Below are 19,794 nucleotides of genomic sequence, written 5' to 3'. Positions count from 1 at the left end.
CAGGAGAACAGCAGCATGACGCGGCAGATGGTACTGGTCGGCTTCCTTCAGGCGCAGAACTGCACGAACTTGCCGAGTTCCTGGCGGCATCCGGACTCGCGCAACGATTCCATGTCGGCGGATTATTATCAGGAGATCGCCAGGATCCTCGAAGCGGGCAAGTTCCATATGGCGTTCTTCGACGACCGCCTGGCGATGCCGGACCGCTACGGCAACGATCACGCCCACACCGTCGAATACGGCATCCGCTGCGTGAAGATGGACCCGCTGATCGTGCTGACCACGATGGGCTTGGTCACCGAGAAGCTCGGCCTTGGCGCAACCTGCTCGACCACTTATTACGAACCGTTCGACGTCGCGCGCCGCTTTGCAACGCTCGACCTGATGTCCGGTGGGCGCGCGGGCTGGAACGTCGTCACCTCGCTCAACGACGGCGAGGCGCTCAACATGGGGCGCGACTCCCACCCGGAACATGACTCCCGCTACGACCGCGCCGACGAGTTCATGGAGGTCGTGCTCGGCCATTGGGACACCTGGGAGGACGGCGCGCTCATCATGGACAAGCAAAGCGGTCGCTTTGCCGATCCGGCCAAGGTCAAGCGGCTCGATCATAAGGGGCCGGCCTTCAAGTCACGCGGACCGTTCACCGTGCCGCGCTCGGACCAGGGCCATCCCGTGATCATCCAGGCCGGCGCGTCGGGCCGCGGCCAGCGCTTTGCGGGGCGATGGGGCGAAGTGATCTTCACCGCCGCGCGCAACCTCGCCGCCGCCAAGGACGGCTATGCTTCCGTGCGCAACGAAGCCGCCAAGGCTGGCCGCGATCCCGACCAGATGTTCCTCTGCAACTTGACGACGCCGGTCTGCGCGGCGACCAGGGCGGAGGCCGAAGACAAGATGGCGCTGATCAACAAACTTCCGCTCGAGATCGATGCGCTGTCACTGCTGGCCGAAGCGCTCAACTATGACTTCGCCTCCAAGGATCTCGACGAGCCGCTGACGACGGACGAGCTGAAGAGCATGCAGGGCATCTTGGGCATTCGCGACGGCGTGCTGAAGAATTCGGGCAAGAGCCACCCGAGCGCGCGTGACTTCGTCACCTTCTCCGGCCGCGGCCAGGTCCAGGACGCAATGGTAGGTGGGCCCAAGGAGATCGCGGACAAGCTGGAGGAGATGTTCGTCGAGCACGGCTGCGACGGTTTTGTCATCGCCGCGACTTACGTGCCCGGCTCCTACGCGGACTTCGTGCAACACGTCGTGCCGGAATTGCAGCGGCGCGGGCTATTCCAGAAGGAGTACCGCGGCAAGACGTTGCGGGACAATCTCGGGCTGAAGCGGCCGGCCGCAGGCGCCTGGAAGACGCGGCCCCACGATGCCGCGGAATAGCGACGAGGACATGACATGCGCTGGCTGAAATTCACCGCCTCGAACAAGACATCCTGGGGGATCGTCGAGGGTGACCAGGTGATCGCCGTCGACGGCGATCCCTTCAGTGAATGGCAGCGGACCTCGCGCACGCATTCGCTGGCACAGGTCAAGATCGAGCTGCCACTGATCCCGCGTACCTTCTATTGTGTCGGCCTGAACTATCTGAAGCACCTGAAGGAGGCCGCCGACAAACGCGGTGAGGTACCGGCGGTGCCCGACCGGCCCGAAATCGGCTATCGCGCGCAGAACGCGCTGATCGCGCATGACGAGGAGGTCGTAATCCCGTCCTTTGCGACGGACAAGATCCACTATGAAGGCGAGCTCGTCGTTGTCATCGGCAAGAAGGTGAAACATCTCACCGAAGCGAACGCGATGGATTGCGTGTTCGGCTACACCATCGGCAATGACGTGAGCGAGCGCAGCTGGCAGAGGGCCGATCGCAGCCTGTGGCGTTCCAAGAACGCCGACACGTTCAAGCCGATGGGACCGTGGATCGAGACCGAGGCCGATCTCGAAAAGATGGAGACCATCGTCCGGGTCAACGGCAAGGAGACCAACCGCTTCCACACCAATGACATGATCTTCGGCATGGTGCCGTTCCTGGTCGAGCTGACGAAGTATTTTACGCTGTGGCCCGGCGACGTGATCTGGATGGGCACCGACGGCGCCTCGCCGGACATCAAGCACGGCGATGTCGTCGAGATCGAGATCACCGGCATCGGGACGTTGCGCAACAGGTTCGTGCGGGAGGGGCAATAGCTCAGCGCGCGGCCCGGGATCGGCCCTTCACATGATCGATGAAGGCTCGAAGCTTCGGCATGATTTGTCGATGGCTGGGATAGTAGAGAAACACCCCCGGCGTCATCGGCGCGAATTTCTCCAGCACGGCGACGAGTTTTCCCGTTCTGACGGCGTCGGTCGCCAGCGGCCCTGGCACTTGCGCAAGGCCGACGCCTTCGACGGCGGCACCTAACATCGTCGGGAAGTCGTTGGCGATGAAGGGTCCCGCAACGGCAATCTCGATCGAACGACCGCCGTCGTTGAGCGACCAGGGTGCGAGCGCACCGTTTGATCGCCGCAATCTCAGGCATGCGTGCTCGCGCAGATCGTCCGGCCGCCGGGGCCGGCCGCGACGTTCGAGGTAGGCCGGGCTGCCGACGATCAGGAAAGGCAACGGCTTCGTCAGGCGGACCGCAATCATGTCCGGGGAGATGAACTGCCCCATCCTGATGCCGGCATCGAAACCTCCAGCGGCGAGGTCGACCAGCTCTTCGCTTGCAGCAAGCTCCACCTCGATCTCCGGAAAGGCCTGACAGAACGAGGCGACCAGGGGCTCCAGCAGAATCGGCACGACCGAGCGCGGCACCGTGAGACGCAAGAGCCCGGCCGGTCGCTGTCCGAGGTCGCGCGCGGCGCCGCTTGCCGCGACGAGCTCCTCGAAGGCAGGCCTTGCGCGCGCAAAGAACCGTTCGCCGGCCTCGGTCAGACTGACGCTGCGAGTCGTGCGCAGGAACAGCACGGCGCCGACGCGTGCTTCGAGTGCGCGCACCGCCTGGCTGATCGCCGACGGCGTTACCCCGAGCTCAGCAGCCGCCCGGCGGAAACTGCGGTGCTGGGCGACGCTGAGGAACGCCTCCACACCGTCGAGCGCACCTTGCCGGACTGTGAAGTTCTGCTTCATGGCCTATCAATATTATCGCGAATAGTCGCTCTCGCAAAGACGGCCTTACATCAGGATCGCAAATGCGCCGCGCCGCTGGTGCGCCTGACATTTGCGACATCGCGGCAATGGCCGTGATCAGAGAGATGAAACCGATGAAGACAATCCGCAACATCGTCCTGGCGCTCACCCTCACACTGACAGGTGTTACCTCCATGGCAGAGCCATCCCTTGCCCAAGCACAAACCACGTCACCGACAACCGGCGTGATGGTCATTCTGACTGTCAGGCCCGGCATCACACGCGAACAGGTCATGGCGGTGATGCCCGATGAAATCAGGCAAACCACCCAGCTCTATCTCAACGGGATGGTCCGCGAATGGTATTCGCGGTCCGATGGGAGCGGAGCCGTCTTCCTGCTGAACGTCAAGGATGTCGCCGAAGGGCACGCCATCATGGAAGGCCTGCCGCTGGCGAAGCAGAACCTCATCGACCACGAGTACATCGCGGTCGGTCCGCTCATGCCGCTCCGTCTGCTCATGGCCAAACCCTGAGCGTCGCCACGTCGAGCCGGATTGATAGGCATCGTCCCGGCTCGACAGCATGGTCAACCATAGGGAATCCGAACGTGCCGAACTTCAATCTTCCATTCGTTCTCAGCGTCGCCGGCGCTTTCCTGACCAGCTCGGTGGTCGCTGCCATCTATGTTTGGCCGGCGATCCGCGTGATGCCGCGCTATGACGCCCTGAGACTCATCGCAGCTTTCCATGCGTTCAGGTTCTTGGGAATGAACTTCATGGTGACCGGGTTCGTCTCTGCGGAGTTGAGTTCGCGCTTTGCCGCCGAGGTGGGATGGGGTGATCTTATCGCTGCTGTCCTCGCGCTTCTATCGATGGCGGCTCTCTCGTGGCGATGGTCGATCGCCATCCCGGTGGTCTGGATCTTCAACGTCTGGGGGACGCTTGACCTCCTGAACGCGTACTACATGGGCGCGACAAAGATCCCGGATCCCGGCCTGTTCGGCGCCGGCATTTATATCCCCACACTCTACGTACCACTGCTGCTCGTCGGCCACGCCCTTGCCTTCATGATTCTGCTCAGGACCGGAACAGAGAAAAAAGTCCGTGACCTCGGACAGGATCGCGATCGGTCGGGTGCCGGCCGCGATGCTGCCCTTGCACACGCCCGCAACCACGGCGTTCCAAATGGAGTGAGCACATGAGCACCGATGCTGTTTCCGCCACCATGACTGCCCAGCGTCCCCTCTGGCTCAGCCTGACCTGGACCGTGCCGTTCGCCCTGCTGTGGACCTGGCTGATCATCGCGCTACCCGCACTTCCGGAGAGCGGCTTTCCTGCGCTTGGCGTTCGGTTGATGACCCATGGACTCATTGCGCTCGGCTTGTGGCTCTGCCTCGAAAACACGGAATTGGCGCCGGCACAGCGCCGGGCAACCTGGTTGGCCTTGATGGTCCCCTTCACGCTCTGGGCAGCCGTCACCTGGACCGCAGCCATCAACGGCGCATTCGGCACCGGCGCTTCGCCCTTGCCGCTGCTTCCGGCGGCGATCCTGCTGCCGGTAATCGTCGGTGCGCCGGTGTTGCTGTCGTCGAAGCGGATCGGACAACTGCTCGATGCAATGCCGACGACCTGGCTCATCGCCCTTCAACTCTACCGCATCTTCGGCAGCCAATGGCTGGCTTACTGGCTGCGCGGGCTGCTGCCGGGATTGTGGGCGCTACCGGCAGGAACCGGCGATGTGCTGACTGGCCTGCTTGCCGTGCCGGCGGCCATGGCTTTGGCAACCGGGACAGCTGACGGGCGGAAGGCAGGCATCTTCTGGAACGTCTTCGGCCTGGCGGACTTGGCTGTCGCGATCACCTTGGGGATGATCATGTCGCCGGGCCCGCTCCAGCTGATCATTCCGGACGGCCCGAGCATGGCCCTGGATCGTTTTCCGAACGTGCTGACCCCTGCCTTCGTCGTGCCATGCTCGATCCTGCTGCATCTTCTCTCGTTGCGCCAACTGCGCCGGCGGTCGGAGACGGTGTGAGCCACGGATCCCTGGCGACATTGCTTCAAAACGGCAGCGCCACGCCGGTCTTGATCTCCTTCAGCACCACGTTGCTGCGGACGTAACGGATGCCGGGAATGCGGAACATGAACTCGTCCAAGAATCTGTTGTAGGCGGCCATGTCCTGCACAACGACGCGCAAATGATAGTCGGCATCGCCCGTGGTCGCAAAGCACTCCAGCACCTCGCGGCGCTTGGTGACCCGAGACACAAACTCGTCGACGAACTTCGCGTCATGCCGCTCCAGCGAGACGTGGAGGATGGCGGACATCGCGAAGCCCGCCCGCTCGCGATCGATCAGCGCGGCGTAGCCGCGGATGACGCGGCTTTCCTCCAGTGCGCGTACCCGGCGCCAACAGGCCGAGGTGGACATGCCGACCTCATCGGCAAGCTGCTGGTTGGTGGCGCGGCCGTCCTTCTGGAGGTGCGCAAGAATCCGCGTGTCCTGCTCTTCGATCATGAAATCCCGCCAAACTGGATAATTTCACCGAATAATAGGTCAAATCGGACATATCTACCAGAACTAGCCGTCTATCGGGAAAGATAGGTAAGACCTACCAGCCGGCCGGGCCTAACCTCTGCTGATCCGGCAGGGAATGCCGCGGGAGATCCGCATGGACGCCATTCCGACCCTCGACACCTACGAACTCTCCGACCGCTACGACCGTGAGGAAGGCCGTGTCTTCCTGACCGGCACACAGGCGATCGTCCGTGTCGCACTTGACCAAGTCAGGCGCGATCGCGCGCGCGGCCTCAACACCGCCGGCTTCATCTCCGGCTATCGCGGCTCGCCGCTCGGCGGCATCGATCTCGAGCTCTGGCGCATCCCGGAACGGCTCAAGCGTGACCGCATCGAATTCCTCCCCGCCGTGAACGAAGACCTCGCAGCGACCGCCGTGCTCGGCTCGCAGCAGGTCGAGACGCAAGCCGACCGCGAGGTCGATGGCGTGTTCGGGCTCTGGTACGGCAAGGGCCCCGGCGTCGACCGCTCCGGCGATGCGCTCAAGCACGGCAACGCCTATGGCTCCTCGCCGCATGGCGGCGTGCTGGTGGTCGCCGGCGACGACCATGGCTGCGTTTCGTCCTCGATGCCGCACCAGTCCGACGTCGCCTTCATGAGCTGGTTCATGCCGACGCTGCACCCCGCAAGCGTCAGCGAATACCTCGCATTCGGCGAATATGGCTACGCGCTGAGCCGCTTCTCCGGCATGTGGGTCGGCTTCAAGGCGATTTCGGAGATCGTGGAGTCGGGCGCCTCCGTGGCGCTAAGCCCGCCCCGCGACTTCCGCGCGCCCGACTTCATCCCGCCACCGGGCGGCCTGCACTATCGCTGGCCCGACCTGCCGGGACCGCAGATCGAGGAGCGGCTGGAAGCGAAGAAGCACGCCGTCTACGCCTTTGCGAAGGCCAATCCGATCGACAGGCACATCTACGACATTCCGAACGCGACCTACGGGATCGTCACCACGGGCAAGGCGCATCTCGACCTGATGGAAGCGCTGCGGCTGTTGGGCCTCGATGAAGCGGCCTGCCGCAGCATCGGCATCGACGTCTACAAGGTCGGCATGGTCTGGCCGCTGGCGCTGCATGACGCGATGGAATTCGTGAAGGGCAAGCGCGAGATTCTCGTGGTCGAGGAGAAGCGCGGCATCATCGAGAGCCAGTTCAAGGAATATTTCTACGACTATCCGGGCACGAAGCCCGAGCGCATGGTCGGCAAGCACGACGAGCAAGGAGCGCGGCTGATCTCCTGGATCGGCGAATTGTCGCCGCGCGCGCTGACTGCCGTGCTGGCGCGGCGGCTCGACCCGATGTTTCCGGGCCTCAATCTCGCCGCGCGGGCGGCTGCCTTGATGCCGGAGGCGGCACGCACGATCAACGTCCCAGGCGCAACGCGCACACCCTATTTCTGCTCGGGATGTCCGCACAATACGTCGACCAAGGTGCCGGAGGGCTCCAAGGCACTCGCCGGCATCGGCTGCCATTTCATGGCGAGCTGGATGGACCGCGAGACATCCTCGCTGATCCAGATGGGCGGTGAGGGCGTGAACTGGGCGGCTTCATCGAAATTCACCGGCCACAAGCACGTGTTTCAGAATCTCGGTGAAGGCACCTATTATCACTCGGGCTCGATGGCGATCCGGCAGGCGATCGCCGCCAAGGCCAACATCACCTACAAGATCCTGTTCAACGACGCCGTCGCAATGACCGGCGGCCAGCCGGTCGACGGGCCCATCAGCGTACATGCCATCGCTCACAGCGTCCGCGCTGAAGGTGTTGAGCGCATCGCGCTAGTGTCGGACCATCCCGCGCAATTTTCTCCGCCCGACCTGCCAACCGGCGTCACAATCCATCCACGCGAGGAGATGGACGCCGTGCAGCGCGAACTGCGCGGCGTGTCCGGCGTCTCCGTGCTGATCTACCAGCAGACCTGCGCCACGGAGAAGCGGCGGCGGCGCAAGCGCGGCCAGATGGACGACCCGAAGCGCTTTGCCTACATCAATGATCTCGTCTGCGAAGGCTGCGGCGATTGCTCGGTCGAATCCAACTGTCTCAGCGTCGAGCCGAAGGAAACGCCGTTCGGCCGCAAGCGCCAGATCAATCTGTCGACCTGCAACAAGGACTTTTCCTGCCTCAACGGCTTCTGTCCGAGCTTTGTTACCGTCGAGGGCGCGACGCGCCGGAAGAAGACCGCGAGCCAGATCGACGCGATCGGCCGCGCCGCGACGCTTCCCCTGCCTGCCTTCGCACCGCTCGACCGGCCCTATGACCTGCTGGTGACCGGCGTCGGCGGCACCGGCGTGATCACGGTCGGTGCGCTGATCGGTATGGCCGCGCATCTCGAGCGAAGCGGCGTCTCGGTGCTGGATTTTACCGGCTTTGCGCAAAAATTCGGGCCCGTGCTGAGCTACATCCGGCTTGCCGCTTCCCCCGAGGCGCTGCATCAGGTGCGCATCGACCAGGGCGCGGCCGACGCGTTGATCGGCTGCGACCTCGTCGTGAGCTCCTCGCCGAAGGCCTCCGGCACCTACCGCCGCGGCACGCGCGCCGCGATCAATACCGCGGAGATGCCGACCGGCGACGTCGTCCGCTTCCGCGATGCCGACCTCGCCTCGCCTGCCCGCCTGCGCGCGATCGGCCGCGTGATCGGCGACAACAATCTCGACACGCTCAACGCGAATGCGCTGGCCGAACGGCTGCTCGGCGATGCCGTCTATGCCAACATCATCATGCTGGGCTTTGCCTGGCAGCACGGACTGGCGCCGGTCTCACTGCAAGCGCTGCTGCGCGCGATCGAGCTCAACGGCGTCGCCATCGAGCGCAACAAGCAGGCTTTCGCCTGGGGCCGCATCGCCGCTGCCGATCCGGAATTTTTGCCGAAGACGGACGATATGCCAACGGTCGAGACACTCGACCAGCTCATTGAACGCCGCGCCGATTTCCTCACCGCCTATCAGGATGAGGCCTATGCAGCGCGCTATCGGGCGATCGTCGCGAAGGTCCGCCGCGCCGAGGCTGTCCTGAGCAGCGAGGCCCTGACCGATGCGGTGGCCCGCGCCCTGTTCAAGCTGATGGCCTACAAGGACGAATACGAGGTGGCGCGGCTGCACATGCAGAGCGGCTTCATCGACGAATTGAAGCGCGAGTTCGAGGACGGCTTCAGCATCCACTATCACCTTGCCCCGCCATTCCTGCCGTCAAGGCGCGACGCACGTGGACGTCCGCGCAAGCGCGCCTTCGGGCAGTGGATCCAGATGCCGCTCGCCATGCTGGCGCGATTGAAGGGGCTGCGCGGAACACCGTTCGATCCATTCGGCTACACCGCCGAACGGCGCGCCGAGCGCGAGTTGATCGCCTGGTACGAGGACCTGATCGACCGAATGCTCGGCGGGCTCGACGCGGCACGCCTGGCAGATCTCATCGTCGTGGCCAAGGCCCCCATGAACATCCGCGGCTATGGGCCCGTGAAAGAGGCTGCGATCGCCTCGGTCAAGTCAGAGGTCGAATCCCTGCTGGCCCAGCCGATAACGGCGCGAGCGGCCTGACCGCCGCTCATGAATAGGGATTGATCAGCTTCTGCTGCTCGGCGCTGTGATGCACGAGCATGTCGATGAAGGTCCTGACCTTCGCCGACAGATGGTGGCGGTGCGGATAGACCGCGTTCATCGACATCTCGACCGGGCGATATTCGGGTAGGAGCCGAACGAGGTGGCCTGCTTCAAGATCGTCCTGAACCAGAAACCCGGCCATGAGGCAGACAGCCGCCCCGTCCAGCGCGACTTTCCGCAGCGCTTCCCCGCTATTGGTGACGAAGCGGCCGGAGATGCGTACCGAGGCCGGAGCACCCTTGCGGTCGAAGAAGCGCCACTCGTCGCCAAAAGGATAGTTCAAGTGACGGGCGCAATGGTGCGCGGCGAGTTCGTCGAGCTTCTGAACACGACCATGCCTCTCGAGATAATCGTGCGAACAGCACAGCACGTGCCGCCAGGTGGCGAGACTACGCACGATCAGGCTCGAATCCGGCGGCGCGGTCATGCGCAGGGCAACGTCATAGCCTTCCTCGATGAGGTCGACGTCGGCCTCGCCCATCCGTAGGTCGATCTTGAGCTCCGGATAAGTCGACAGGAGCTGCGCCACCACCGGCGCGACGAACGGCACCATGTGCGTGGCGACGTGGATGCGCAGCGTACCGCGGGGCACCGACTGCAATTCGCTCGCGATGTCGTCGGCCTGCTCGAGATCGGCGAGGATCTGCGTGGCACGGTCGTAATAGGCCTTGCCGATCTCGGTGAGGCTGACCTTGCGCGTCGTGCGATTGAGCAGCCGGACGCCGAGCCGGTCCTCCAGCGCCTGGACGTGGTTGCTCACCATGCTGGTCGACATGTTGAGCTTGCGGGCTGCTGCGGAAAAGCCGCCGGTCTCGACCACCCGGCTGAAGACTTCGAGGCTGGTCAATCGGTCCATGCTGCCTGATTATCCGCTCTTGATCGATAATCGCAAGGAATTCGCCGGGATTATCTAACAGATCACCCCAGGCGGTCTCGTCCGCCTACAGGTTCGCGCGGCGTGGGCCTCGTTAGCAGCAATTGCGCGACAGGTGCGGCAATCGCTCTGGGGCAGTGGCACATCCAGTTCGGTAGACCTCAGACATCAAGGTGATATCCCCCGGACTATCCACCCTTAATGGATAATCCTTCCGGTATTTCGCTGATTATCACCGGAGCTGGAAAGACAGATAGTCTCGGCACGCCGATAGGAGACCGCCATGTCCGAAATGCCGCGCACCGAAAATTTCCAGCAAGCAACTGAAATCATTCATGATTATTCCAAGACGCCGCCGCGCCTGCCAGCCCGGACGATGATGCGGCGCGCGGCGCTGGTGCTCGCGCTCCTCGCAGGCACGGCAACGGTTGCCTATTTCGGACACGACTATTGGACCACCGGCCGCTACCTCGAATCCACCGACGACGCCTATGTGAAGGCCGATTCCACGATCATCGCGCCAAAGGTCTCCGGCTACATCGCGAAGGTGCTGGTCGGCGACAACGAGAAGGTCAAAGCGGGCCAGCCGCTGGCCAAGATCGACGATCGCGACTTCGAGGCAGCGCTCGACCAGGCCCGCGCCGATGTCGCCGCCGGCGAAGCCTCGGTGCGCAACATCGATGCCCAGCTCGAATTGCAACAGCCGATCATCGCGCAGAGCACCGCCGACGTCACTGCTGCGGACGCCACTCTGAAATTCGCCCAGGAGGAACGCGCCCGCTACGACGACCTGATGAAGTCGGGCTCCGGCACGATCCAGCGCGCGCAGCAGACCGATGCGGCGCTGCGCGCCAGCACGGCGCAATTGCAGCACGCCAAATCCGGCCTCTTGGCGGCGCAGCGCAAGGTCGACGTGCTCACCACCCAGCGCGCCCAGGCGACGGCCCAGCTCGAGCGCGCCCGTGCGGTGGCGCAGCAGGCGGCGCTGAACCTGTCCTACACCGAGATCGCAGCGCCAGTCGACGGCACGGTTGGCGCACGTTCGCTGCGCGTCGGCCAGTACGTGCAGGCCGGCACACAGCTGATGGCCGTGGTGCCACTCGATGCGGTCTATGTCGTTGCGAACTTCAAGGAGACTCAGCTCACACATATGCGTCCCGGCCAGCCGGTCGAGCTGCGCGTCGACAGCTTCCGCAGCCAGCCCCTGCGCGGCCATATCGATAGTCTGTCGCCGGCGAGCGGGCTCGAGTTCGCTCTGCTGCCGCCGGACAACGCCACCGGCAATTTCACCAAGATCGTGCAGCGCGTGCCGGTGAAGATCGTGCTCGACGATAATAACCTCACCGGCCTGCTGCGCCCCGGCATGTCCGCGGTGCCGACCGTCGACACCAAGCAGTCGGTGCTGGCCGAACGCGAGACGACCAGACATCTCGCCGACAACACATCCCGCCCAAACGGCGGCTGAAGCTGACGAGGCTTCCATGAGCACGCTCCAACCCACCCTCGACGCCGCAGCCGACCTCCCCGCCCCTGCTGCGCCCACCACGCCGGCGGTTTCCGCAAGAACATGGATCGCCGTGATCGGCGCGACGCTGGGCGCCTTCATGGCGGTGCTGAACATCCAGATCGTCAACGCCTCGCTGGCCGACATCCAGGGTGCGATCGGTGCCGGCATCGACGACGGCGGCTGGATCTCGACCTCCTATCTGATCGCCGAGATCGTGGTGATCCCGCTCTCCGGCTGGCTCGCGCAGGTGTTCTCGATCCGCATCTATCTCCTCACCAACGCGATCCTGTTTTTGGCGCTGTCCGCGGCCTGCGCGCTGGCGCAGGATCTGTCGCAGATGATCGTGCTGCGCGCGGTGCAAGGCTTCACCGGCGGTGTGCTGATTCCGATGGCGTTCACGCTGATCATCACGTTGCTGCCGCGCGGAAAACAGCCGGTGGGCCTTGCCCTGTTCGCGCTGTCGGCGACCTTCGCGCCCGCGATCGGCCCGACCATCGGCGGCTATCTCACCGAGAATTTCGGCTGGCAATACATCTTCTACGTCAACCTCGTTCCCGGCGCGATCATGGTCGGCATGCTCTGGTACGCGCTCGACGCAAAGCCCATGAAGCTGTCGTTACTGCGCGAGGGCGACTGGGCCGGCATCATCACCATGGCAATCGGCCTGTCCGCGCTCCAGACCGTGCTGGAGGAGGGCAACAAGGACGACTGGTTCGGCTCCCCCTTCATCGTGAAACTGTCGGTGATCGCCGTCGTTGCGCTGACTGCGTTCCTGATCATCGAGCTCACGGTCAAGAAGCCGCTCCTGAACCTTCGCCTGCTCGTGCGCCGCAATTTCGGCTTCGGCATGCTCGCGAACTTCCTGCTCGGCGTCGCGCTCTACGGCTCGGTCTTCATCCTGCCGCAATATCTGGCTCGCATCCAGGGCTACAACGCCGAGCAGATCGGCTTTGTGCTGGCATGGACCGGCTTGCCGCAGCTCATGCTGATTCCGCTGGTGCCGCGGCTGATGCAAAAGTTCGACGCGAGGATCATCATCGGTGTCGGTTTCGTCCTGTTCGCGGCTTCCAACTTCATGAATATCTATATGACCAGCAACTATGCCGCCGATCAGTTGCTCTGGCCCAATGTGGTTCGGGCGATCGGCCAGGCGCTGGTGATGGCGCCGCTGTCCGCGGTGGCGACATCAGGCATCGAACCGGAAAACGCGGGCTCGGCGTCCGGCCTGTTCAACATGATGCGCAATCTCGGCGGCGCCGTCGGCATCGCGCTGCTGCAGACCGTGCTGACCAAGCGCGAGCAGTATCACTCCAACGTGCTGATGCAGTCGGTCTCGGTATTCGAGCAGGCGACGCGCACGCGACTGGAGCAGCTCACGCAATATTTCATCAATCACGGCATCCTGGACCATGCGGATGCGTCGCATCGTGCCTATGTCGCGATCGGCCGCATCGTGCAGAAGCAGGCCTATATCCTCGCCTTCAGCGACACCTTCTATCTGCTCGGCGCGGCGCTGATCGTTGCCCTGATCGCGGCTCTGTTCCTGAAGAAGCCCGGCCAGACTTCCGCCGGCGGAGCCCACTGACCTCACCCCACGAAAGGAGAACGACCATGAAGCCCCGCATGAACTACTACCAGGCCGCGCCCGACACGATCAAAGCACTGATGGCGCTGGAGACGCAGATCCAGTCGACGGGCCTGGAGAAATCACTGATCGAGCTCGTCAAGATCAGGGCCTCGCAGATCAACGGCTGCGCCTATTGCATCAACATGCACACCGAGGACGCCCGCAAGCGCGGCGAGACCGAGCAGCGCATCTATCTGCTCAACGCCTGGCGCGAATCCCCGCTCTATTCCGACCGCGAGCGCGCCGCACTGGCCTGGACGGAAGCGGTGACGCTGATCTCGCAGACGCATGCGCCGGACGACGTCTACGAGCAGGTCCGGGCACATTTCTCCGAGGAGGAGACGGTGAACCTGACCATGCTGATCGGCGCCATCAACGCCTGGAACAGGATTGCGATCTCGTTCCGCGCGGTTCATCCGGTGAAGGTGAAGGCGTCCGTGGCGTGAGGGTTGGTCGCTGTCACAACTCACGCCGCCGTCATGCCCCGCGAAGGCGGGGCATCCAGTACGCCGCGGCCTCTCGATCCAATTACGACCGCCGCGGCGTACTGGATCGCCCGGTCAAGCCGGGCGATGACACCTGGATGCGCCGCCTAAACCGCCGTCGCCTTGGCGAACTCCACATAGATCTCGCGCAGCCGCGTTGCCGTCGGGCCGGGCTTGCCGTCGCCGATCTTCTTGCCGTCGATCGCGACCACCGGCTGGACGAACAGCGAGGCCGACGTCGCAAACGCCTCCTTGGCGGCGAGCGCCTCGGCCACGGTGAAAGAACGCTCCTCGACGCGGAGCTGCCGCTCTTCGGCGAGCGCCACCACGGCCTTGCGAGTGCAGCCCGGCAGAATCGCGTTGGAGTTCTTGCGGGTCACGATGACGTCGTCCTGTGTCAGGATGAATGCCGAGGACGAGCCGCCTTCGGTGACATAGCCGTCTTCCAGCATCCAGGCTTCGCCGGCGCCGGCTTCGGCCGCGGCCTGCTTCGCCAGCACCTGCGCCAGCAGCGCCACGCTCTTGATGTCGCGCCGCTCCCAGCGGATGTCCGGCACGGTGATCACGTTGATGCCCGTCTTCGCCGACGCCGCGTTGATGATGTCCTTCTCCGAGGTGAACATCACCAGGCTCGACTTGACGTCGCCCTTGGGAAACGCGAAGTCGCGGCCCTTGTCGGCGCCGCGCGTCACCTGGAGGTAGACGAGACCGCTCTCGACCTTGTTGCGCGCGATCAGCTCTTTCTGGAGCTCGGTGATGCGCTCGACCGTCTCGGGCAACTTCAGCTTGATCTCGCCGACCGAGCGCTCCAGCCGCGCCAGATGTGAGGCGTTGTCGACCAGCTTGCCGTCGAGCACGGCCGAGACCTCGTAGATGCCGTCGGCGAACAGGAAGCCGCGATCGAGGATCGAGACTTTCGCGTCCGAGAGCGGGACGAATGAGCCGTTGACGTAGGCGATCGAGTCCAAGGCAGGTCTCCTGGCGGGGAATGGGAAATTTGGGGCGTTATACGCGAAACGGGGGTCGCGATCACCCCTCTATTCGTCATTCCGGGGCGGCGCGAAGCGACGAGCTATGATGCGCATCCGAGAATCCATTTCACCTCGCGTCCTGCCGCTCGATGGATTCCGGGCCCGCGCCAAGAGGCGCGTCCCGGAATGACGACAGGAATTAATGCGACAGGATCTTCGACAAGAACTTCTGCGCGCGGTCGCTGCGGGGCTTACCGAAGAAATCGTCCTTCGCTGCGTCCTCGACGATCTCGCCGCGGTCCATGAAGATGACGCGGTTGGCGACCTTGCGGGCAAAGCCCATCTCGTGGGTCACAACCATCATGGTCATACCTTCGCGGGCGAGGTCGACCATGACGTCGAGCACCTCGCTGATCATCTCCGGATCGAGCGCCGAGGTTGGCTCGTCGAACAGCATGGCGATGGGGTCCATGGCGAGCGCGCGTGCGATGGCGACGCGCTGCTGCTGGCCACCGGAGAGCTGCGCCGGAAATTTCTGCGCCTGCTCTTTCAATCCAACGCGCTCCAGAAGCTGCATGCCCTTGGTCAGCGCCTTGTCGTGCGACCGCCCCAGCACCTTCTCCTGCGCGAGGCAGAGATTGTCGATGATCTTGAGGTGCGGAAACAGCTCGAAGTGCTGGAACACCATGCCGACGCGCGAACGCAGCTTCGGCAGATCGGTCTTGGGATCGTTGACCTTGGTGCCGTCGACCAGGATGTCGCCGCTCTGGAACGGCTCCAGCGCATTGACGCATTTGATCAGCGTCGACTTGCCCGAGCCCGACGGACCGCAGACCACGACCACCTCGCCCTTGGTGACGCTGGTGGTGCAATCCGTCAGCACCTGGAAACTCGGAGTGTACCATTTGTTGACGTGGCTGATTTCGATCATGACCGACACGCTCTAGCGAATGATGGCGATGCGCGCCTGGAGCCGGCGGACGCCGAACGACGCGATACAGGAAATGGTGAAGTAGACGACAGCTGCGAACAGATACATTTCGACCAGGCGCCCGTCGCGCTGCGCCACCTTGCTGGCGGCGCCGAGGAAGTCGGTGATCGACAGCACGTAGACCAGCGAGGTGTCCTGGAACAGCACGATGGTCTGCGTGATCAGAACCGGCAGCATGTTGCGGAAGGCCTGCGGCAGCACGACGTAGCGCATGGTCTGAGCGTAAGTCAGCCCCAGCGCGCTGGCCGCGGCGGGCTGCCCGCGCGAGATCGACTGGATGCCGGCGCGCATGATCTCGGAGAAATACGCCGCCTCGAACATGATGAAAGTGATGAGCGAGGATGCGAACGCGCCGACGCTGATCGGGCGCGAGGCGCCGGTCAGCCACTGCCCGATATAGGGCACCAGGAAGTAGAACCAGAAGATGACCAGAACCAGCGGCAGCGAGCGCATGAAGTCGACATAGACGCCGGCGATGCGGCCAAGGATCTTGAAGCCGGACAGGCGCATCAGGGCGAGCGCCGTGCCGAAGATGAGACCGCCGAGAGCCGCGAGCCCCGTTAGCGTCAGCGTGAAGGTCATGCCCTCGTAGAACAGGTAGGGCAGCGCGCGGCGGATGACGTCGAAATCGAAATTGCCGAGCATCGCTTATTTCCCCGTGATGTAGCCGGGGATCGCAACCCAGCGCTCGAGGAAGCGCATCGCGGTCACGACGACGGCGTTGACGAGGAGGTAGAGGATGGTCGCGGCGGTAAAGGCCTCGAACACCTGGAACGAGAATTCCTGCATGGAGCGCGCCTGTCCGGTCAGCTCGAGCAGACCGATGGTGATCGCGACCGCTGTGTTCTTGATGGTGTTGAGGAACTCGGACGTCAGCGGCGGCAGGATGATGCGGAACGCCATCGGCAGCAGCACGTAGCGATAGGCCTGCACCGTGGTCAGACCCAGCGCAGTTGCCGCCATCTTCTGCCCACGCGGCAGCGACAAGATGCCGGCCTGCAGCTGCACGGCCACGCGCGCCGACATGAAGAAGCCGACGCCGATCGCGGCCGTCCAGAACGGCGCGTTCGGCAGCTGCTTCAACCAGAGGCCTGCGGCCTTCGGCAGGATTTCCGGCAGCACGAAGAACCACAGGAACAGCTGCACCAGAAGCGGCATGTTGCGGAAGAATTCGACATAGGCGAAGCCGAACCAGGTGGCGCCCTTCGACGGCAGCGTCCGCATCACGCCGACGATCGAGCCGGTGATCAGCGCGATGACCCAGGCCAGCGCCGCCGTCTTGAGGGTTAGCACCAGGCCCGCCAGCAGCATATCGAGATAGGTGCCGGTCCCCATCGGGTTCGGCTGGAAAAAGATTCCCCAGTTCCAGTTATAGTTCACGTGTCCCCCGCGCGAACGCGCCAGTTATGGATGTCCCGGCGCCTATGCAAATGTCCGGCCACCCTGGTGTCAAGAGTGGCCGGACATGATTCCGATCGAAAGATCGAGGTCTATATTACTTATAGTCGTCCGGGTTCGGCGAGTCTGTCGGCTTGGCGAACTCGTTCTTCAACTCGGCCGAGATCGGCGTGTTGAGGTTCAGTCCCTTCGGCGGGATTTTCTGGGTGAACCATTTGTCGTAGATCTTCTGGGCTTCGCCGGACGTGTAGAGGGCCGCCGTCGCCGCATCGACCACCTTCTTGAAGGGGGCATCGTCCTTGCGCAGCATGATGCCATAGGGCTCGGGCTTGGAGAACGCGTCCTTGGAGATGGCATAGTCGTTCGGCGACTTCGAGCCGGCAACGAGGCTCGCCAGCAGGATGTCGTCCATCACGAAGGCGACGGCGCGGTCGGTCTCGACCATCAGGAAGGCTTCGGCGTGGTCCTTGGCCGGAATGATGTTGGCGCCGAGGCCCCTCGCGACGTTGGCTTCGGTGAGCTGCTTGATGTTGGTGGTGCCGGCGGTCGAGACCACCGCCTTGCCCTTGAGATCGTCGATCGACTTCAGGCCGCTCGACTTCTTGAACACGTAGCGGCTTGCCGTCAGGAAGTGGGTGTTGGTGAAGGCGACCTGCTTCTGGCGCTCGGCGTTGTTGGTCGTCGAGCCGCATTCGAGATCGATCGTGCCGTTCGCCATCAAGGGGATGCGGGTTGCCGAGGTCACCGGGTTGAGCTTGACCTCGAGCTTGTCGAGCTTGAGCTCCTTCTTCACGGCGTCGACGATCTTGTAGCAGATGTCCATCGCGAACCCGACCGGCTTCTGGTTGTCGTCGAGATAGGAGAACGGGATCGAGGAGTCGCGGAAGCCCAGCGTGATCGCGCCGGTGTCCTTGATGTTCTTCAGCGTGCCGGTCAGCCCCTGGGCCCCGGCCTGGCTGACGACGAAGGTCGCGGCCAGCGCGAGCCCGATGTGACGGAAATGTTTCACTTTTTCTTCCCCTTTCGGATGATGCGGCCCGGATGCAAGCACAAATCGAGCCGGATTAGAATGTAACTTTCGGCTGGATCAAGGGCTCAGGTTAACGGCGCCGGCAACTCGCCGAGATCCCAGAACAGCCCGGCCATCACCGTCAAGGCCTCTTCGGTCAATGGCAGCAGGATGTGCTCATTGGGCGCATGCTGGGAGCAGCCGGGATAGGAGTGCGGCACCCAGATCGTCGGCAGGCCCAGGATCTCGGAGAACACGTCATTGGGCAGCGAGCCGCCGAAATTCGGCAGCACGGCCGGCGCCTTGCCGGTGGTCTCCTGTACCGAATCCGCCGCCCATTTGATCCAGGGGCTGTCGAAGTCTGTGCGCGATGCAGCAAAACTCTGGGCCGCCCGCACCTCGACCATCGGAAAACCCCTCGCGACCAGATGCGCGCGGATGGCATCGATCAGGCCCTCGATCTTGGTCCCGACCACGAAACGCAGTTGCAGCACGGCATTGGCATGGCCGGGAATGGCGTTCGCCGGCTTCTCGATATTGCCCGAGGACATCGCCAGCACTTCCAGCGTGTTCCAGGCGTAGAGCCGTTCGGCCGCCGATAGTCCGTCCTCGCCCCAATTCTCGGCCAGCGCCGGCTCGTCCGCGGTCGGCACCACTTGCACGTCGGCGAGATAGCTGCGGATCTGGTTGGTGAGCCGCGGCGGCTTCAGCGCGTCGAGCTGGAGGCGGCCGTGGCCGTCGACCAGCGTGGAAATCGCGTTGACCAGGATGGTCGCTGGGTTGGCGAGCACGCCGCCCCAATTGCCGGAATGGTGGCCGCCATCACGCAGGTTCACGTCGAGATGGATGCGGATGCCACCTCGGCAGCCCAGAAACAACGTCGGACGGTCGGCGGACAGGCGCGGCCCGTCGGAGGCCATGAACAAATCGGCCTTGAGCGCGTCGCGATTGAGATCGCAGACCTTGCCGAGATCGGGCGAGCCGATTTCCTCGCCCATCTCGACGATGAATTTGGCGTTGAAACCGAGCTTGCCGCCTCGCGCCTCGCGCACCGCGCGGAGCGCCGCCATGTTGATGCTGTGCTGGCCCTTGTTGTCGGCGGTGCCGCGGCCATAGAGGCGCGTGCCCGCAACCGTCGTGCGCCAGGGATCGCGGCCGTCGCGCCACTCGCCCTCCATGCCATCGACGACGTCGCCATGGCCATAGATCAGCACGGTCGGCACTGAATCGTTCTCGTGGTGCTCGGCGAACAGGAACGGCGCCTTGCCGCTTGGGGATTCGACGATGCGGCTGGTGAAATCAAGCGCAGCAAAGGCCGGCTGCATTTCCTGTTCCAGATAGGCGCGCAGCTCAGTGCCGCGCGACGGATTCTGGCTCTCGGTCCGATAAGCGACGCGGCGGTCGAGCTCGGTGAGAAACGCACCGGATTTGAAATCCTCACGGGCGCGGGCGATGGCGTCGGCTCTGGTCATGACTTGCTTTTCGAGGTTTTGAGACGAAGGACATTACCCGAGACGGGCGGGACTTCGAAAGTGGCGGGGACGTCGATAGTTCTTGGAGTTCTCTTGGGATTTCGTTCTTGCTCTCTTGAGATCGGCTTGCCAAGCGCGGCAGCGCTACGGATTTTGGCCTTGCCAAGGCCGAGACATCCAAGTCTAGGATATG

18 protein-coding genes are annotated in these 19,794 nt (G+C 63.7%); 9 read left to right on the top strand and 9 right to left on the bottom strand.

Going from position 1 to position 19,794, the window contains the following annotated elements; translation table 11 throughout:
* Nucleotides 1-15 precede the first annotated feature (15 nt).
* Nucleotides 16-1,383, top strand: a complete 1,368-nt coding sequence (locus XH85_RS07245) for an LLM class flavin-dependent oxidoreductase (RefSeq protein WP_128931344.1) — start codon at nucleotides 16-18, stop codon at nucleotides 1,381-1,383.
* A gap of 15 nt (nucleotides 1,384-1,398) precedes the next feature.
* Nucleotides 1,399-2,184 (top strand): fumarylacetoacetate hydrolase family protein, encoded by a 786-nt coding sequence (locus XH85_RS07240; RefSeq protein WP_128931343.1) that lies wholly within the window; start codon nucleotides 1,399-1,401, stop codon nucleotides 2,182-2,184.
* A 1-nt stretch (nucleotide 2,185) separates the two neighbouring features.
* On the opposite strand, the gene XH85_RS07235 is transcribed toward XH85_RS07240, so the two are convergent.
* A complete protein-coding gene (locus tag XH85_RS07235; protein WP_128931342.1) occupies nucleotides 2,186-3,106 on the bottom strand; it encodes a LysR substrate-binding domain-containing protein in 921 nt (306 codons plus the stop codon).
* A 62-nt stretch (nucleotides 3,107-3,168) separates the two neighbouring features.
* Here XH85_RS07235 and XH85_RS46130 point away from each other — a divergent pair, with 62 nt between their 5' ends.
* The 3 genes from XH85_RS46130 to XH85_RS07220 all read left to right on the top strand — a co-directional run bounded on the left by XH85_RS46130 (nucleotide 3,169) and on the right by XH85_RS07220 (nucleotide 5,137).
* Entirely contained in the window at nucleotides 3,169-3,639 is a 471-nt protein-coding gene (locus tag XH85_RS46130) for a hypothetical protein (RefSeq protein ID WP_128931341.1), read from the top strand.
* A gap of 74 nt (nucleotides 3,640-3,713) precedes the next feature.
* Nucleotides 3,714-4,307 (top strand): hypothetical protein, encoded by a 594-nt coding sequence (locus tag XH85_RS07225; protein ID WP_245473390.1) that lies wholly within the window; start codon nucleotides 3,714-3,716, stop codon nucleotides 4,305-4,307.
* Nucleotides 4,308-4,372: 65 nt separating this feature from the next.
* Nucleotides 4,373-5,137: an MFS transporter gene (locus XH85_RS07220; protein ID WP_245473897.1), complete on the top strand. Its 765-nt coding sequence runs from the start codon at nucleotides 4,373-4,375 to the stop codon at nucleotides 5,135-5,137.
* A 25-nt stretch (nucleotides 5,138-5,162) separates the two neighbouring features.
* Here the strand turns inward: XH85_RS07220 and XH85_RS07215 are convergent, their stop codons facing one another.
* On the bottom strand, nucleotides 5,163-5,618 hold the full coding sequence (locus XH85_RS07215) for an Lrp/AsnC family transcriptional regulator (RefSeq protein ID WP_091887029.1): 456 nt from the start codon (nucleotides 5,616-5,618) through the stop codon (nucleotides 5,163-5,165).
* Nucleotides 5,619-5,772: 154 nt separating this feature from the next.
* Here XH85_RS07215 and XH85_RS07210 point away from each other — a divergent pair, with 154 nt between their 5' ends.
* The gene (locus XH85_RS07210) at nucleotides 5,773-9,204 is read left to right on the top strand and encodes an indolepyruvate ferredoxin oxidoreductase family protein (RefSeq protein ID WP_128931339.1); all 3,432 of its coding nucleotides are present in this window, start codon (nucleotides 5,773-5,775) and stop codon (nucleotides 9,202-9,204) included.
* 7 nt (nucleotides 9,205-9,211) lie between these two features.
* Here the strand turns inward: XH85_RS07210 and XH85_RS07205 are convergent, their stop codons facing one another.
* Complete coding sequence (locus XH85_RS07205) at nucleotides 9,212-10,123, bottom strand: LysR family transcriptional regulator (protein ID WP_128931338.1); 912 nt, start codon at nucleotides 10,121-10,123, stop codon at nucleotides 9,212-9,214.
* A gap of 301 nt (nucleotides 10,124-10,424) precedes the next feature.
* On the opposite strand from XH85_RS07205, the gene XH85_RS07200 reads away from it, so the two are divergent.
* From XH85_RS07200 to XH85_RS07190, 3 genes are read left to right on the top strand one after another with little or no spacing between them, the layout of a single operon-like run.
* Entirely contained in the window at nucleotides 10,425-11,606 is a 1,182-nt protein-coding gene (locus XH85_RS07200) for an HlyD family secretion protein (RefSeq protein ID WP_128931337.1), read from the top strand.
* A 16-nt stretch (nucleotides 11,607-11,622) separates the two neighbouring features.
* Nucleotides 11,623-13,233, top strand: coding sequence for a DHA2 family efflux MFS transporter permease subunit (locus XH85_RS07195; protein WP_128931336.1), 1,611 nt, complete (start codon nucleotides 11,623-11,625; stop codon nucleotides 13,231-13,233).
* A gap of 26 nt (nucleotides 13,234-13,259) precedes the next feature.
* A complete protein-coding gene (locus XH85_RS07190) occupies nucleotides 13,260-13,721 on the top strand; it encodes a carboxymuconolactone decarboxylase family protein (RefSeq protein WP_128931335.1) in 462 nt (153 codons plus the stop codon).
* A 146-nt stretch (nucleotides 13,722-13,867) separates the two neighbouring features.
* Here XH85_RS07190 and XH85_RS07185 read toward each other — a convergent pair whose 3' ends face one another.
* The 6 genes from XH85_RS07185 to XH85_RS07160 form a co-directional block, all read right to left on the bottom strand.
* Entirely contained in the window at nucleotides 13,868-14,728 is an 861-nt protein-coding gene (locus tag XH85_RS07185) for a D-amino-acid transaminase (protein WP_128931334.1), read from the bottom strand.
* Between the two features lie 202 nt (nucleotides 14,729-14,930).
* A complete protein-coding gene (locus XH85_RS07180; protein WP_128931333.1) occupies nucleotides 14,931-15,662 on the bottom strand; it encodes an amino acid ABC transporter ATP-binding protein in 732 nt (243 codons plus the stop codon).
* A 12-nt stretch (nucleotides 15,663-15,674) separates the two neighbouring features.
* The gene (locus XH85_RS07175; RefSeq protein ID WP_091887045.1) at nucleotides 15,675-16,367 is read right to left on the bottom strand and encodes an amino acid ABC transporter permease; all 693 of its coding nucleotides are present in this window, start codon (nucleotides 16,365-16,367) and stop codon (nucleotides 15,675-15,677) included.
* A gap of 3 nt (nucleotides 16,368-16,370) precedes the next feature.
* A complete protein-coding gene (locus tag XH85_RS07170; RefSeq protein ID WP_128931332.1) occupies nucleotides 16,371-17,102 on the bottom strand; it encodes an amino acid ABC transporter permease in 732 nt (243 codons plus the stop codon).
* Between the two features lie 115 nt (nucleotides 17,103-17,217).
* The gene (locus XH85_RS07165; protein ID WP_128931331.1) at nucleotides 17,218-18,129 is read right to left on the bottom strand and encodes an amino acid ABC transporter substrate-binding protein; all 912 of its coding nucleotides are present in this window, start codon (nucleotides 18,127-18,129) and stop codon (nucleotides 17,218-17,220) included.
* Nucleotides 18,130-18,215: 86 nt separating this feature from the next.
* On the bottom strand, nucleotides 18,216-19,601 hold the full coding sequence (locus XH85_RS07160) for a M20 family metallopeptidase (protein ID WP_128931330.1): 1,386 nt from the start codon (nucleotides 19,599-19,601) through the stop codon (nucleotides 18,216-18,218).
* Between the last annotated feature and the right edge of the window lie 193 nt (nucleotides 19,602-19,794).

This window comes from Bradyrhizobium zhanjiangense, assembly GCF_004114935.1.
Classification (GTDB): Bacteria; Pseudomonadota; Alphaproteobacteria; order Rhizobiales; family Xanthobacteraceae; genus Bradyrhizobium; species Bradyrhizobium zhanjiangense.
The sequence above is the reverse complement of the archived record's forward strand: the minus strand, read 5'-3'. Positions and strand labels throughout refer to the sequence as shown.